Below are 15,618 nucleotides of genomic sequence, written 5' to 3' on the forward strand. Positions count from 1 at the left end.
GACACTTTACTCTATGCTGATAGTGTATCACTTTTAACATAGGAATCGAATAAAAAAAGAAACAGTAGGAAAATATTCCTACTGCTTACTTTGTTTCACGGTGTAACGTAGACTTCTTGTCACGCTTGCAATACTTTTTAAGCTCGATACGCTCAGCGTTGTTACGTTTATTTTTCTTTGAGATATAGTTACGATCTCCGCATTCTGTACATGCTAGAGTAATATTCACACGCATTCTTATTTCCCTCCAGTACTAATAACTTAAATCAGACTATACTATAATACCACTTTTAAAATAAAAATTCTACACCTTTTGATATTGTCTAATTTTTTCTATAAGATTTTTCATATTTTCCCTTGCTATTACTGGGTTTCTAGCATGTGAATACACCAAAAATTTTGGTTGTTTTGTGTCAGAAACGATATAAGACCACTCTTTTTCAGTATATTTGAACTGTACTCCTTCAAATATACCTTCTCCCTTCCTTTCTATATCATCCAATAATTTCCTCATAATTTCCCCTTTTTCATTCCATGAACATACCACTTCATCATAAAGTAAATAGAGCGGAGGTGATTGCTCTACTATGCTGAGAAACGTTTTTCCTTGCAATGCTATTAGCTCGAATAATTTTCCAATCCGATATAAAATATCTCGCTTCCACCTTACTTGAAACGACTTTCTTTCATCCTGCGTATAAAATAGAAGATAACATTCTCCTAACTTCAAAGACATTGGGTAAATATTTCCTGTCGATTCGAGTAAGAAATCTGGAATATCGACCTCTTCCAAATCTGTACCTTGGTAAATATTACTATGTTTATCGTATAACTCGAAATGATTTCCTTGCTCAGAAAACATAAGAGCCATATTCGCTTTACTTGATTTCATCAAAGCTTTCACATGATCTTTTTGTTCGCTTGCATAAATCCATGTAACTGTACAACCAAGTCTTTGCAGAAAGAGCATAAGTAAATGTTGCAACGTATCATTTCTCTTATTAATAAGAAGATGAAACTTCTGCATCTGTATTTTCTCGATATCAATATGCCCCAATATAACTTCTATATACTCATTCATAGAAACATGAACCAGCTTATTTCGCCCCATCTCTTTCTCATGCACGTAATAAAACAATTCGGACATATATACTTGTTCTATCTCTTTTTGCTGCTTATACGTTAACGGCATGCCAGCTTGACCATACAACTTTATAACAATCTCATTCTCATTCTCCACTTGAATGAAAACCCCACCTGCACATTGCAAATGATGAACACTATATTGAAAAAGTGACTCGTTCATTTCTTTACATTCCATCGTATGAATCCCTATACCATGAATAGCATGTAAAAATAAATTTTTATAAGAGGTTGTTTCTATATTTTCTTGACTTCCAATTAATATACTTTCTCCTTTTTTAAAAAGAGAACCATACGCCATCGCAATCTTCACGATAAACTGGGGAGTAATTTCAACATTCCCTCTTCCTACAATGCGGCTTTTTTGTAACCACCCTGCACTCATTTCACTCTCTTGAATACCAGCCGCTCCTACTATCGAATGACTATCAATCGCCTTATAAGGCCATAGTTTTCCTTTTTGCTTAATTACCGTACTTCTTCCGATGTGACAGTGATCCGCTACAACACTTTTTTGAAACAGTGTAACATCATCTTCAACTATTGTACGCTCTCCTATTGTCGTTTCTAATAGTTCACAATACTTCCCAATGTGGGCATTTGCAAAAACAATACTTTTTTGAAGATGAGAATAATTTGAAACGATACTATTTTTCCCAATAATAGAATATGGCTCAATTACAGCTCCTGTACCAATCTTTGCTCCTTCTCCAATAAAAGAGGGGCCATGAATTTTCGTCCCTTTACCAATCGTCACCCCTTCTCCCATCCATACCATCGGTAATACTTCTGTATAAGGAATAGGTACTTGTAACTTTTTCGTTAACAAATCAAATTGTGCTTGTCGATATTGATTAAATGTGCCGATATCTAACCAATAACCTTCTGACAAATATGCGAATAACACATTTTTGTTTGCCAATAACGGAAACACATCATGACTGAAATCAAAAAATTGCCTAGGCGGTATGTAAGAAAAGACTTCTGGCTCCATAATATATATGCCTGTATTCACAACATTAGATACTACCTCATTCCAGCCCGGCTTTTCTATATATCGTGTAACCTCCTGGTCTTTATTCATTACAACCAATCCAAATGAGAGTGGATTTTCTACTTCTTTCACAAACATTGTTACCATTCTTTTCTTTTGTTCATGAAACCTAATTCCTTCTGATAATTGAAAGTCAGTTAATGCATCCCCGCTTATCACAACAAATGTTTCATCTAAAAATTGTTCTGCTTGTTTAATACTCCCTGCTGTGCCAAGCGGAGGAGAGTCTTCAAAATAATACAAGTTAACTCCCCATTTACTACCGTCACCAAAATATTGCTTAATGGTCGTACTCATATATTGAACAGTAATTGCAATTTCACGAATACCATGCTGGCGTAATAACTCAATATTATATTCTAAAACTGGTTTTTCTAATAATGGTAACATCGGCTTTGGAGTATTACATGTTAATGGTCTAAGGCGCCTTCCTTTTCCTCCAGCTAAAATAACCCCCTTCATATACTTCAGCCTCCACTTATATAATGTTCAGTAACTCCATATACCATATGTATATTCCCTATCCCACATGAACTAGCAGCATAAACTTGATTAGTTAAACACATCCTCATTTAGAAGACTATATAATTAAATTTCTAACCTATAAAAACGTACATTTCAAACAACAAGAAAGCGCTTACTATAAATTGGTAAATAATACTTATTAACGACAAACATATATACTAATTTTTCCATTACATTATGATACATCTTATCATCATAAACTAAAGGAAACAACGAGCTTTTTTTGTCATGTTTTGACTAAAAAAAGCAGGTGATTTCTCATCACCTACTTTCATTCCTACTCATTCAATAAATAATGCTTTCCTTTTACTAAATAAAAGACATTTTCAGCAATATTTGTAATATGATCTGCTACACGCTCAATATATCTCGCGACAAATGATAATTGTGTAATTTGCGTAATTGCTTCTGGTTGTTCCGGAACTGAAGATATAAACTCACGAATTGCTTTTCCATATATTTCATCAACGGAATCATCCATTTCAGCAATTTGTTTCGCAAAAGTTAAATTTTCTTGTTCATATGCTTCTAACGCTAAATGCAACATCTCATTTGCAACCGCAAACATTTCATCTAGGTTGTGCAAACTAACAGCCACTTCTTTTTCCCCAAGACGAATTGTAGCCTTTGCAATATTAACAGCATGATCTGCAATGCGCTCTAAATCTGTCGCTGTTTTAATTGAAATAAAAATCCTTCTTAAGTCACTTGCTACAGGTTGCTGCTTCGTAATGAGCATAAGCGCAAGATCGTTTATTTCCTCTTCTAAATTATCCATGCGGTAATCACCATCAATGACCTCTAACGCTTTCTCTACATCTCTTGTATGCAGACCTTCCATAGCAATCAATAAAGCCGCATTTGCTAATTCTCCAAGCTCAATCACCTTTTGCTGTAACGCTTTTAAATCACCTTGGAACTGTTCTCTTACCATTTTTCTTCCCCCTCAATATTATGTGCCATTATATAAAAGTGAAACTTTAATCAACCCTCATCAATCGGGATTTGATAGGCAGCAAGATCCCCTCCCTAACTTCTTTGCTTTCGCTAAATTTTAAGGTGGGGGTCTTACTGCCCGCAAATAGCGGGGTAAATCTCCTACATAGCCTCTTACGCTTGTAATAAAACTTAAGATAAGGAGAAGTATTACTTCTTTATTAACAGTAAGATAAAATAAGAAATGCCCTCTGTTAAGAGGGCATTTGCTCTTAGCTTTGAAACGATATCAACCAAAGCGACCTGTAATATAATCTTCTGTACGCTTATCTGAAGGAGTCGTAAATAATTTGTTTGTATCTGTATACTCCACAACTTCCCCGCTTAAGAAGAAAGCTGTTTTGTCTGAAATACGCGCTGCTTGTTGCATATTATGCGTTACGATAACAATACTAAAATCTTTCTTTAGCTCTTGAATTAATTCTTCTACTTTTAATGTTGAAATTGGGTCTAATGCCGATGTTGGCTCATCCATTAAAATAACGTCTGGCTCAATAGCTAAGCAGCGTGCGATGCATAGACGCTGTTGCTGTCCACCAGATAAACCGTATGCATTATCGTGCAAACGATCTTTTAACTCATCCCAAATCGCTGCTCCACGTAAACTTTTTTCAACAATTTCATCTAATGTCTTTTTGTCACGAATACCATGGATTTTTGGACCGTATGTTACATTCTCATAAATAGATTTTGGAAATGGATTTGGCTTTTGGAACACCATTCCTACATGCGTTCTTAATTCTTCAACTGGATATGATTTATCAAATATATTGCGTTCTCTATACTCAATTACACCTGTAGTTCGAACGATCGGTACTAACTCTACCATGCGATTTAATGTTTTTAAGTACGTTGATTTACCACAGCCACTTGGACCGATAATGGCTGTAACTTCATTCTCATGAATACTTAAATTAATATCTTTTAAAGCATGGTCTTCCCCGTACCATAAATTTAAGTTTTTCGTATCAAATACTACCTTCTTTGGCGCAGTCTCGATTTTCTCTTCGTTTTTCACCTGTACATTTACTACTGTTGCTACCATTTGAATTCCCCTTTCATCCACTTCCAACTTATTTTCGATTTCGTAACCATAAAACAAATATATTGATAAATAGCAACAAACCTAACAAAACAATCATCCCAGCTGCTGCTACATACTGAAATTCTTCTTGTGGCCTACTCATCCAATTAAAAATTTGAATTGGTAGAACTGTAAATCTATCAAACATACTAAATGGAACATAATTTGCAAACGCAAGTGCCCCAATAACTAATAGTGGTGCAGCCTCTCCAATTGCTCTTGATATCGCTAACGTACAGCCCGTTATAATCCCTGGGAAAGCATATGGCAATACAATTTGATACATCGTTTGCCACTTCGTAGCACCTAATCCGTAAGAACCCTCTAATAAAACACTTGGTACTGATCGAATTGCTTCTTGACTCGCCACAACAACTGTTGGTAAAACGAGTAGACTCATCGTCAATGCTGCTGCAACTATACTCTCTCCTAAATGAAGAGCATATACAAAAATAGTTAAACCAAGCAATCCAAATACAACGGACGGTACTCCTGCCAACGTTTGATTATTAATCTCTATTATTTTTTTAAATAGAGATTCCTTCGCATATTGCTCTAAATAAAGTGCTGTTCCAACTCCAAATATAAAAGAAACAGGTATAACAATACTCATAAATAATATTGTCCCTGACAAAGCTGCAGCAATACCAGCTTCTTTCGGATTACGTGAAGCGAAATTTGTAAAGAAATCTATTGAAAGATAACTTATACCTTTTTCAACAATTTGAAACAGTAACAAAAACAAAATTACGATTGAAAATAAAATTGCTATATAAAATAACAATTTGTAAATTCGATCTTTTAAAAAGCGTGATGCCATATTTTTTTGTATTTTTTTATGATTCAACATTCGCATATTATGTCATCCTCCTAAAACGGCGCATAATTGACTGCGAAATGATGTTCATAATAAAGGTAAACAAAAATAACGTTGCGCCTACAGCATACATGCTGTAATACGTAATCGTTCCATGCGGAGCATCACCTAAACTTACTTGCACAATATAGGCTGTTAACGTTTGAATAGAATGTGTCGGATCAAGCGATACATTTGGTGTGGATCCTGCTGCAATTACAACGATCATCGTTTCACCAATTGCACGAGAAGCTGCTAATATAATTGCTGCCATAATCCCTGTAAAAGCGGACGGAAACACCACTTGTTTTACCATTTCAAACCGCGTCGCTCCGAGTGCTAATGAAGCTTCTTTCGTCCCTTTCGCCACAGCTCTCATCGCGTCTTCAGATAGAGATGCAATTGTAGGCATCATCATAAATCCGATAACGATTCCTGGACTAATCGCATTAAAAAACTGTAAATCTGGTATAATCCTTTGTAAAAGCGGTGTAACAACTGTTAATGCAAAAAAACCATATACAATTGTCGGGATACCTGCTAATAGCTCTAACATCGGCTTTAATATTTTCCGTGCACTATTTGAAGCATATTCGCTTAAAAATACGGCACACGCTAAACCGATAGGAATTGCTACAAACATAGCAATTGCTGTTACAAGGAACGTTCCACATATAAGTGGTAATATACCGAATTTAGGATCTTCAAAAAATGGTAACCATTCTTTCTCCGTTAAAAAGGAGTATAATGATATTTTTTGAAAAAACATGATTGTTTCATTAGAGAGCGTAAAAACAATTCCAAGTGTCGTCACAATAGAAACACTAGCAATTATTTTTAGTAATAAAGGCACTATTCGATTGATTCGCTGCGTTTTTTTTCTTTGTTTTGTATTTCTTTCAATCAAATGTTGTACAGAAAATGTAATTTGACTTTTGTCATTATGAGCCAAAGATGAAAACCCCTTTCCACCCTGACATTACCCTTTTATTTCTGTTAACATACGCAGCTGTTCATTGTATTTTTCTTTTCTTAATTTTACATATCCGACCTCTTCAGCGAGGTTACCGACATGCTGAATCATAAACTCAACATAGTTTGCTACATTCATTTTATTTCGGATAGATGCATTATTCACATAAGTAAGTAGCGGCCTAGATAACGGCTTATACTTACCTGATTGAATGGTCTCTTTCGTCGGAAATACACCATTTACTTTTATTGCTTTCACCTTATCTCGATTAGCCATATAATAAGCATATCCTACAAAAGCAATGGCATGTTTATCATTCATTACCCCTTGCATAATAACTTGATCATCTTCAGACAAAGAGACTTTTTTTACAATGCGATGATTTTGTAAGATGACATTTTGAAAATAATCATACGTACCAGAGTCTACGCCTGGTGCATAAAACTTCACTTGTTCACGTGGCCATGTTGAATGAATTTGTGACCATCGCTTCTCTCTTCCATCTTCACTCCAAAGTAGTCGTAACTCGTCTACTGACATATCGTCTACCCATGTATTATGGCGATTCACAACAATCGTAAGACCGTCGTTAGCAACCTCAAAAGGTGTGAACTGAATAGAGTTTTTCTTCATTTCATTTTTCTCGACTTGTTTCATTACTCTCGAAGCATTATTTATATCTACTTCTCCTTTACTGAAACGATTAAATCCTCCCCCAGTTCCAGAAATACTGATGGAAATTTTCACGTCTGGATGCACCTTTGTATATTCCTCCGCTACTGCTTCTATAATAGGAAAAACCGTTGAGGATCCATCAACTCTCACTTCTCCCGTATCATTTAAAGCAAATGCAGTAGACATTTCAAAACAGAGGAACCATATTGATAATACGAAAACTTTAATCGGTGTACGCATCCATTTCACGTGTTCTTCCTCCTAGAAGTAACCGGAAATAACAGGATTACAGATATAAGAATACTGCTAAACTATTAATTCGGTTTTAATTGTTTGTAAAAGTTTTGTAAAGTTCCACAAAAATCAACATACGGTACAATTTTAATTCAGTAGTAGCTATTCATTTCCTCTGATGATTTCCCTATAAAACAGTTATCCCCTATCCCATCATATACAAGTATCATTTATACGGCCGCGTTTTTTCAATGTTGTATACTTGTCCACATTTATTACACGATATGCATAAACCATAAAAAAAAGCACACTATCTTTTCAGATAGTGTGCTTTTTTACAACTTTTTTATTCATCATCTTGCTCTTTATTTTTATTGTCTTTATCATCTTTTGGAGCTTCACCATTTACTTCCTTGTTTTTCAAATCAAAGTAAGCGTCCATAATTTCACGACCAATATATCCATTAATACCAGTCTTATCATCATGTACCCATGGAACGACAACAGAGAATGCTACTTCTGGATCTTCAAGTGGCGCATAACCTACTAATGTTAAGTTATATGTTTCCACACGTTCACCTTTTGCATTTCTACCAATCTCTTTATCTCCACCATACACAGTTTGCGCCGTACCCGTCTTCCCTGCCGCTTTATATTTTGCACCTGTAAAGTATTTTGTAGCTGTACCACCTGAATCATTATACACTTGTCTAAATCCTTCTTGAACATGTTTAATTTGCGATTCCGGCATATCAATACGATTTAATACTTTCGGTTCCATAGATTGAACAACTTTCCCAACTTCATCTGGTTTCACTGCCGGTTGACGAATTTCTTTTACAACTTGTGGTTGCATGCGATATCCGCCATTGGCAATCGTCGAAATATATTGCGCTAATTGAAGCGGTGTATACGTATCATACTGTCCAATTGATAAATCTAGTAAGAAACCTGGTTGACTACTTCTACCCATCTGACCAGCAGATTCATTCGGTAAATCAATTCCTGTTTTTACACCAAGTCCAAACTGTCCAAAATAATAACGCATCGTATCAAATGCTTTTTGAGGTATATCTAACGTACCACCTCTCACATATTTAACACCGGCGATATTCATCGCTGTTTTAAACATATAAACGTTAGAAGACATTTTTAAAGCTGTAAGGTCATTAATGTATCCCATCGTTTTCCAAGATGACTTCGTAGGTGTACCTTTTAATTTAATTGGTTCATCCAATTGCACCGATCCTGGTTGAATCGCACCAGTTTGATATCCAGTAAGTACTGTTGCACCTTTTACAGTTGATCCCATCGGATAAGAACTTGTCATGGTACCTAATGCAAAGTCATTTACTTTCGTTTGACCATCTTCGTTAACTAATTGTTTCCCCGCCATAGATAAAACTTCACCATTTTTTGGGTTCATCATTACAACGAATGCGCGATCTAAAAGAGGTTCGCTTCCTTTAAATCTCATTAAATTCTTCGCAAGAATATCTTCCACACGCTTTTGTAATTCCATATCAATTGTTAAATTCAGATCATTACCACTTTGTCCTTTTGATACATTAATCGTTTCTAAAATATTACCGTTTTTATCTGTAACATTTCTAACTTCTGCTTTCGTACCGTGCAGACTATCTTCATACTGTTGTTCAAGATAACTTTTTCCTACTCGGTCATTTCGATTATAATCACGAACAAGATAGTAATCTAGTCTTTCTCTCGGTAAGCCTTCATCAGATGTCGACACCCCACCTAGTACACTTCGGAATAAATCATCGTACGTATATTTTCGCTCCCAATCAACATTCGTATCTACACCTGGTAATGCTGCTAGGTTTTCACTAATAATCGAATATTCCTTTTCTGTAGCATCCTTTTTAATAACTTGAGGTGTCATTGCATATCCGCCGTCCATCTTACTTTTAATCGCTAGTATTTCTAGATCTTTTGCGGATAATTGATTAATCTCTTCTTCTGTTACACGACTTCGCTGACGCTCGTCTAATTCTTTATCATCAATTTTTTTATCTTTAAACTCTTGACGATCTTTATTCGTAATTTTTTCTTTAGCTTCCTCTTTATGCATAGCAAGCCAATAATCTTTTTTATCGCGATCTGTTAATTTATCTGTCGGTACTTCAATCAAATCTGCTAGCTTTTTCGCTGTTTCTAAGCGATCTTCTGCAGTTGATCCTTTCATTTTTGTAAATGTAATGGTACGAACGGCTGCATTATCTACTACAGGTCGCCCATAACGGTCAAATATTTTCCCACGCGGTACAGGATTACTTATCGTTGAGTTTTCTTTCTTCTCCACTTCATTCTTATATTCTTCACCGCGAACAATTTGTACATATCCGAGCCTTACAATAACCGCGGAGAACATTAAAAACACGCAGAAAAACAGCACGTTTAACCGAAAAGGAACGTGGGTCTTTTTCTTATTTTGCTTCTGCTTCTTGCTCATACAAACCCCCTCTACCAACAGCTATGTAATGTGAAAGGGACACCTTCATACAGGTGTCCTCACTGCTGTCTTACATCTTTTTCTATTCTAGCATAAAACAAACGAGAAGTTAACCTTCTGGTTCAGTTTGATTTTGCGCGTTCCCTTGCGTTACAACACTTGCTTTACTCGCATTTCCCTCATCATATTTGACATTTTTAACTGCAAAATAAATAAGAAAATGTCCAGCACCTAAAATACATAATAAGTAAGGTAAACTTTTTTCAGGTGGAAAGAATAGTACAGCACATAAAAAACTTAAAATGGAACAGATTCTTCCGGCGTTTAACCATAGCTCCCGAACAACGACATATTCCACACGCCATTCTCTCGCATTTTTCGCTCTACCAATTACGTCATATGTCATTGATCCGTACGGAACAAGTAAAATAGGATATGCAATTGCAATACATGCCGCATAAATAAGTAATTTCGTGTATGTAACATTGAAAATAACTAAAAAGACGACAGCATATAAAATAATGCCTCCAAGTAAAATTGCTTTTTTTCGCCACTCCTTCTTTAACATACGAGCAACTAAGTAATAACATACAAAGGATACAGCAGAGTTCACTAAACTGTATTTCCCTAATGCAAACTCACTATTAGTTGCTAAATAAACATATACTGAAATGACAAAAATAAACGTTCCTTCTCTCAATCCTTGGAAAAAATGAGCTCGTGTAATCTTTCCCCAATTTTTATCAATCCGTCGTTCTTTCAATACTTGCACGATTTCATAACGCCCTTCACATTCTCTTTTAGATAAAAAGAAGCTTAAGACGACAGCAATTGCAAATAGAACTAATGAAAGAAAGAATATAACAGTATAGCCACTCCATTTCTCCATACGTGAAATTGTGTATCCTGCTGCTATTGGTCCAATCATTCCAGAGAAGGATGTAAGAAGTCCAAGAAACCCATTAAAGAAATCTCTTGTTTCTGGTTCTGTAATTTCAAATGTCAATAAGTTAAAAGCCAACCAGTAAAAACCGTATCCTACTCCTAAAAGAGCCCCCATTAATAAAATATACTGAGAAGCACTTTTCCCTGCTACTAAGACAACAATAAAAAAAATTGCGAGCGTCCCTACTCCTATTCGTAATAAAATCGAGCGATCGATACGTTTCGCTAATTTTCCCCCTACAAGAAATGTGAGAGGCTGTAATACCACGCTGGCTAAATTATACAAGCCAAGATTCACATAATTTTGTGTTTGTTTCCATAAATAAATATTTACAAACGTATTCGATAAAGAAATTGCGAGCGTGTATAAACCTCCTATAAGGAGCAATAACACTAAATCCCGATTCACTTCAACGTCACCAATTATATGTTTCCATTTCATACACAACTCTCCTTTACTTCATGTTCTAGTCTTCCAAAGACAAGCCCAATTATGTAAAAGGAAAGCATAGAAAAAAGCTAGGAGCTCTCCCCTAGCTTTTTCTATATTTATTACGATTATTTTGCTTCTTGGTAACGTTTTTCAGCAGCGTTCCAATCTACAACGTTCCAGAATGCGCCGATGTAGTCTGGACGACGGTTTTGGTAGTTTAAGTAGTAAGCATGCTCCCAAACATCTAAACCGATAACTGGAGTTTTACCTTCAGTTAAAGGAGAATCTTGGTTTGGAGTGCTTGTTACTTCTAACTCACCATTGTTTACTACTAACCAAGCCCAACCAGAACCGAAGCGAGTTGCGCCAGCTTTTGCGAATTCTTCTTTGAATGCATCGAAGCTACCGAATTTCGCTTCAATTGCAGTTGCAAGTTCACCTACAGGTTGTCCTCCGCCGTTTGGAGATAGGATTGTCCAGAAGAATGTATGGTTAGCATGTCCGCCACCATTGTTACGTACTGCTGTACGGATTGCTTCTGGTACTTCGTTTAAGTTTGCAACTAATTCTTCTACGCTTTTGTCAGCTAATTCTGCATGACCTTCTAAAGCAGCGTTTAAGTTTGTAATGTACGTGTTGTGATGTTTTGTATGATGGATGTTCATTGTTTCTTTGTCAAAGTGAGGCTCTAAAGCATCATACGCATAAGGTAAATTTGGTAATTCGTGTTTTGCCATTGTTATATTCCTCCCAGTTTATGTATTGCCACTTAAGTGACATACAACTTCATTCTACCCTAATTGCCATAGGGTGCAAACAAATAAATCACATTGTCTTGCTATCATTAAAGTAGCAAAATTCCCACTTCTTTTCAATTAAAATGCTCATATATTCCGTAAAAAAAGCTTCCTTCTACAAGGAAGCTTCCTGCTAACATAATAAACATGCGAAATGGATATGGACCCTGTAGGACTCGAACCTACGACCGGACGGTTATGAGCCGTCTGCTCTAACCAGCTGAGCTAAGGGTCCACAATTATGTATGTAACAACATATCAAATAGAGGAATTCCTATCGGATATGCTCTTTAAGAAATGTAAGATAAATTTACCATATAGAAAAGAAAAGTGTCAATTGTATTTTTCTTATTTAAAAGAAGAAAGTTAATAAAAGAAATTTAGTTATCTCCACTATATGTAAATATAATATATCTTGAGATTCTCTAGATTCCTACGTTACAATGATTTTATACATACATAAAGGAAGTGAATCTATGTCCATATTTACCCAATTCGTAAAAAGCATATACTCGCCTAAAGATATGGCGCTATTCCGTTTTCAAAAAATCGGTAAAACCATTTTGTATATTATGCTACTTTGCTTAATTACTACTATTCCAAGAACTTTTTTGTACGGTAGTTTTATCCAGGATGGTGTTGGCATGGTAAATCAAGTCATCGATAAAGATTTACCTGATTTTAAAATCGAAAATGGCGAACTAAAAGCCGATATTGATCAACCTATTGAAAAAGAAGAAGGAAATACACTTTTCGTATTTGATCCAAATTCAACAGACCTAGAAAAATATCAAAATAAAACAGGTTTATTTGTTTTAAAAGATAAAGTAGTCTCTATGGGAAATGGTCAAACACAAACGTATTCTTATAACGATTTGTTAGGTGCATCTCTTGAGAAAAAAGATCTACAAGAATTTATTTCTTTATTCGATAATATTTATCCAATTTTATTATTTGTTATTGGATTCTTAGTGTACCTATTCCAATTATTCATCACTTTTGTAGGCGTGACTTTACTTGCGTTCATCGGTTCTGCTATGAGCGGTCAACGTAAACTATCCTATAAACAAGTTTGGACACTAACTGCATACAGCTACACGATCCCAACCATTTTCTTCATGATTATGGATTTATTCAAAATCGTCGTACCTGGAGCAACGTTCATTTATATCGCTGTTGTTTTAATCGTTCTATACTTAACGATTAAAGAGGTACCCAAACCGAAAGAAAAATAAAAAATGCCTAAATAGGCATTTTTTTTTTGGACAAGCATATATTCCTAGCAAAGGAGTGAAGAATATGAAGAGATTAGGTATATTCCTATTCGTGCTTGTTCTCGGTTATATATTTTATTACGATATAAAAATCGGTACTTTACCGATGTTAAGTTCATATAAAAAAACAACTGCTGCTCAAACAATTAAAAAAGAAAACACAGACAGTCAACAAAATAAAGCGAACAAAACAGAAAAAGAAACGGATGTATCTTATAAAACAATTGAAGTAAAAACTGGTGAGACAGTTCTTTCTATTACAGAACAAATTAACAAGAAAAAAATTCCTTCCATAGAAAAAGTCATTGACGACTTTAAACAATTAAACAAAAGTACATCTGCTACAAAAATACAAATTGGAAAGTCTTATAAATTCCCGTTATATCAATAAGCTATCACTTAATCCTTGTCAATTACATAAAGGCGCTGATACAATAGTAAAAGTGAAACCGAGTACTTCGGTTTCTATAGCCCTATATCACGTATACTATCATTGATATGAGGGACTAAATAAGAAACTTCTTTTATAAGGAGAGCGATCTATTCGTGAATGAAATGACTCATCGTACAAAAACACGTCCAGTTAAAGTCGGTAATTTAACAATCGGCGGTAATAATGAATTAATTATACAAAGTATGACAACAACAAAAACACATGATGTTGAAGCAACAGTTGCTGAAATCAAGCGTTTAGAAGAAGCCGGCTGTCAAGTCGTCCGCGTTGCCGTTCCAGATGAACGCGCAGCAGATGCTATTGCTGATATAAAAAAACAAATCAACATTCCACTTGTTGCTGATATTCATTTTGATTATCGCCTTGCTTTAAAAGCAATTGAAGGTGGCATCGATAAAGTACGTATCAATCCAGGTAATATTGGTCGTCGCCATAAAGTAGAAGCTGTTGTAAATGCAGCAAAAGAGCGCGGTATTCCAATCCGTATCGGTGTAAACGCTGGTTCATTAGAGCGACACATTTTAGAAAAGTACGGGTACCCAACTGCAGATGGTATGGTTGAGAGCGCGCTACATCATATTAAAATTTTAGAGGACTTAGATTTCCACGATATTATCGTATCTATGAAAGCCTCTGATGTTAACTTAGCAATCGAAGCATACGAGAAAGCTGCTCGTGCTTTTGATTATCCATTACATTTAGGTATTACAGAATCTGGAACATTGTTTGCCGGAACTGTAAAAAGTGCTGCTGGTCTTGGAGCAATCTTAAATAAAGGCATCGGAAATACACTACGTATTTCATTAAGTGCTGATCCAGTTGAAGAAGTAAAAGTTGCTCGCGAATTATTAAAATCATTCGGTCTTGCGTCTAATGCAGCAACACTTATCTCTTGTCCAACTTGTGGTCGTATTGAAATCGATTTGATTAGCATTGCTAACGAAGTGGAAGAATACATCTCTACACTTCAAGTACCAATTAAAGTTGCAGTACTTGGTTGCGCTGTAAATGGCCCTGGTGAAGCTCGTGAAGCTGATATCGGTATTGCCGGTGCACGTGGAGAGGGATTATTATTCCGTAAAGGGCAAGTCGTTCGTAAAGTACCAGAAGAAACAATGGTAGAAGAACTGAAAAAAGAAATCGACGTAATTGCTGCTGAAATGGCTGCTGAACGAGAAAAAGAAAAAGAGACACAAGAACAATAAAAAGAAGGTTGCCACAATATTTGTGAGCAACCTTCTTTTCTACGTAAAAAAGCTCGTCAGTTACATAACCGACGAGCTTTTACTTTGCACATTTTGGACAACGACCATATATTTCAAACTTATGACCCGTTACTTCATAACCAGTAAAATCTTTATTCATAAAATCCATTGGGCAGGAAGTAATCTCTTTCGTCCCCCCACAATCCAAACAAATAAAATGATGATGATGTTCCATAATAGAACAAGTAAAACGAAAATGTTTTTCGCCATTTAATTCCGTTTGTTCTAAAACACCAATCTCAGCAAAAACTGTTAAGTTACGATAAATCGTATCAAAACTAAGCCCTGGATAATCGTCTTTCATATGTTCTAAAACGTCTTTCGCAGTTAAATAACGATTATGTGCTGCAAATAATCTGAGCATCTCTTCTCTTTTTCCAGTATGTTTATATCCTTTTTCTTTCATTAGGCGTAAAGCTTCTGTTAGATTCATACCT

General features: G+C 35.5%; 14 protein-coding genes and 1 tRNA gene. 3 read left to right on the forward strand and 12 right to left on the reverse strand.

Annotated features, from left to right (window positions below; genetic code table 11):
- Positions 1–85: 85 nt before the first annotated feature.
- The 11 genes from rpmG to DN401_RS09955 form a co-directional block, all read right to left on the reverse strand.
- A complete protein-coding gene (rpmG, locus tag DN401_RS09900; protein WP_001265616.1) occupies positions 86–235 on the reverse strand; it encodes a 50S ribosomal protein L33 in 150 nt (49 codons plus the stop codon).
- Between the two features lie 69 nt (positions 236–304).
- Positions 305–2,659 carry a sugar phosphate nucleotidyltransferase gene (locus DN401_RS09905; RefSeq protein ID WP_000679342.1) on the reverse strand — a complete coding sequence of 785 codons (2,355 nt, stop codon included), beginning with the start codon at positions 2,657–2,659 and terminating at the stop codon, positions 305–307.
- A gap of 340 nt (positions 2,660–2,999) precedes the next feature.
- Positions 3,000–3,656, reverse strand: coding sequence for a phosphate signaling complex protein PhoU (phoU, locus tag DN401_RS09915; protein WP_000251240.1), 657 nt, complete (start codon positions 3,654–3,656; stop codon positions 3,000–3,002).
- Positions 3,657–3,947: 291 nt separating this feature from the next.
- Entirely contained in the window at positions 3,948–4,763 is an 816-nt protein-coding gene (gene pstB, locus DN401_RS09920) for a phosphate ABC transporter ATP-binding protein (RefSeq protein ID WP_000226686.1), read from the reverse strand.
- A gap of 28 nt (positions 4,764–4,791) precedes the next feature.
- A complete protein-coding gene (pstA, locus tag DN401_RS09925; protein WP_001242557.1) occupies positions 4,792–5,658 on the reverse strand; it encodes a phosphate ABC transporter permease PstA in 867 nt (288 codons plus the stop codon).
- Position 5,659: 1 nt separating this feature from the next.
- Complete coding sequence (gene pstC, locus DN401_RS09930) at positions 5,660–6,610, reverse strand: phosphate ABC transporter permease subunit PstC (protein ID WP_000940918.1); 951 nt, start codon at positions 6,608–6,610, stop codon at positions 5,660–5,662.
- A gap of 27 nt (positions 6,611–6,637) precedes the next feature.
- The gene (locus DN401_RS09935; protein ID WP_000871829.1) at positions 6,638–7,555 is read right to left on the reverse strand and encodes a PstS family phosphate ABC transporter substrate-binding protein; all 918 of its coding nucleotides are present in this window, start codon (positions 7,553–7,555) and stop codon (positions 6,638–6,640) included.
- Positions 7,556–7,886: 331 nt separating this feature from the next.
- On the reverse strand, positions 7,887–10,013 hold the full coding sequence (locus DN401_RS09940; RefSeq protein WP_000038992.1) for a peptidoglycan D,D-transpeptidase FtsI family protein: 2,127 nt from the start codon (positions 10,011–10,013) through the stop codon (positions 7,887–7,889).
- Positions 10,014–10,122: 109 nt separating this feature from the next.
- Positions 10,123–11,400, reverse strand: coding sequence for an MFS transporter (locus tag DN401_RS09945; protein ID WP_000871384.1), 1,278 nt, complete (start codon positions 11,398–11,400; stop codon positions 10,123–10,125).
- A 116-nt stretch (positions 11,401–11,516) separates the two neighbouring features.
- Positions 11,517–12,128: a superoxide dismutase [Mn] gene (gene sodA / locus DN401_RS09950; RefSeq protein ID WP_001052031.1), complete on the reverse strand. Its 612-nt coding sequence runs from the start codon at positions 12,126–12,128 to the stop codon at positions 11,517–11,519.
- 221 nt (positions 12,129–12,349) lie between these two features.
- Positions 12,350–12,423: transfer RNA gene (locus tag DN401_RS09955), tRNA-Ile, on the reverse strand.
- A 241-nt stretch (positions 12,424–12,664) separates the two neighbouring features.
- Between DN401_RS09955 and yqgB the strand changes: the two genes are divergently transcribed.
- The 3 genes from yqgB (at position 12,665) to ispG (ending at position 15,121) form a co-directional block, all read left to right on the forward strand.
- Complete coding sequence (gene yqgB / locus DN401_RS09960; protein WP_000021898.1) at positions 12,665–13,423, forward strand: protein YqgB; 759 nt, start codon at positions 12,665–12,667, stop codon at positions 13,421–13,423.
- A 64-nt stretch (positions 13,424–13,487) separates the two neighbouring features.
- Complete coding sequence (yqfZ, locus tag DN401_RS09965; RefSeq protein ID WP_000825414.1) at positions 13,488–13,853, forward strand: protein YqfZ; 366 nt, start codon at positions 13,488–13,490, stop codon at positions 13,851–13,853.
- A 164-nt stretch (positions 13,854–14,017) separates the two neighbouring features.
- Complete coding sequence (ispG, locus tag DN401_RS09970; protein WP_153577907.1) at positions 14,018–15,121, forward strand: flavodoxin-dependent (E)-4-hydroxy-3-methylbut-2-enyl-diphosphate synthase; 1,104 nt, start codon at positions 14,018–14,020, stop codon at positions 15,119–15,121.
- Positions 15,122–15,200: 79 nt separating this feature from the next.
- Here the strand turns inward: ispG and DN401_RS09975 are convergent, their stop codons facing one another.
- Complete coding sequence (locus DN401_RS09975) at positions 15,201–15,614, reverse strand: Fur family transcriptional regulator (protein WP_001054516.1); 414 nt, start codon at positions 15,612–15,614, stop codon at positions 15,201–15,203.
- Between the last annotated feature and the right edge of the window lie 4 nt (positions 15,615–15,618).

The sequence above is a fragment of the Bacillus sp. BF2-3 genome, assembly GCF_008368795.1.
Classification (GTDB): Bacteria; Bacillota; Bacilli; order Bacillales; family Bacillaceae_G; genus Bacillus_A; species Bacillus_A cereus.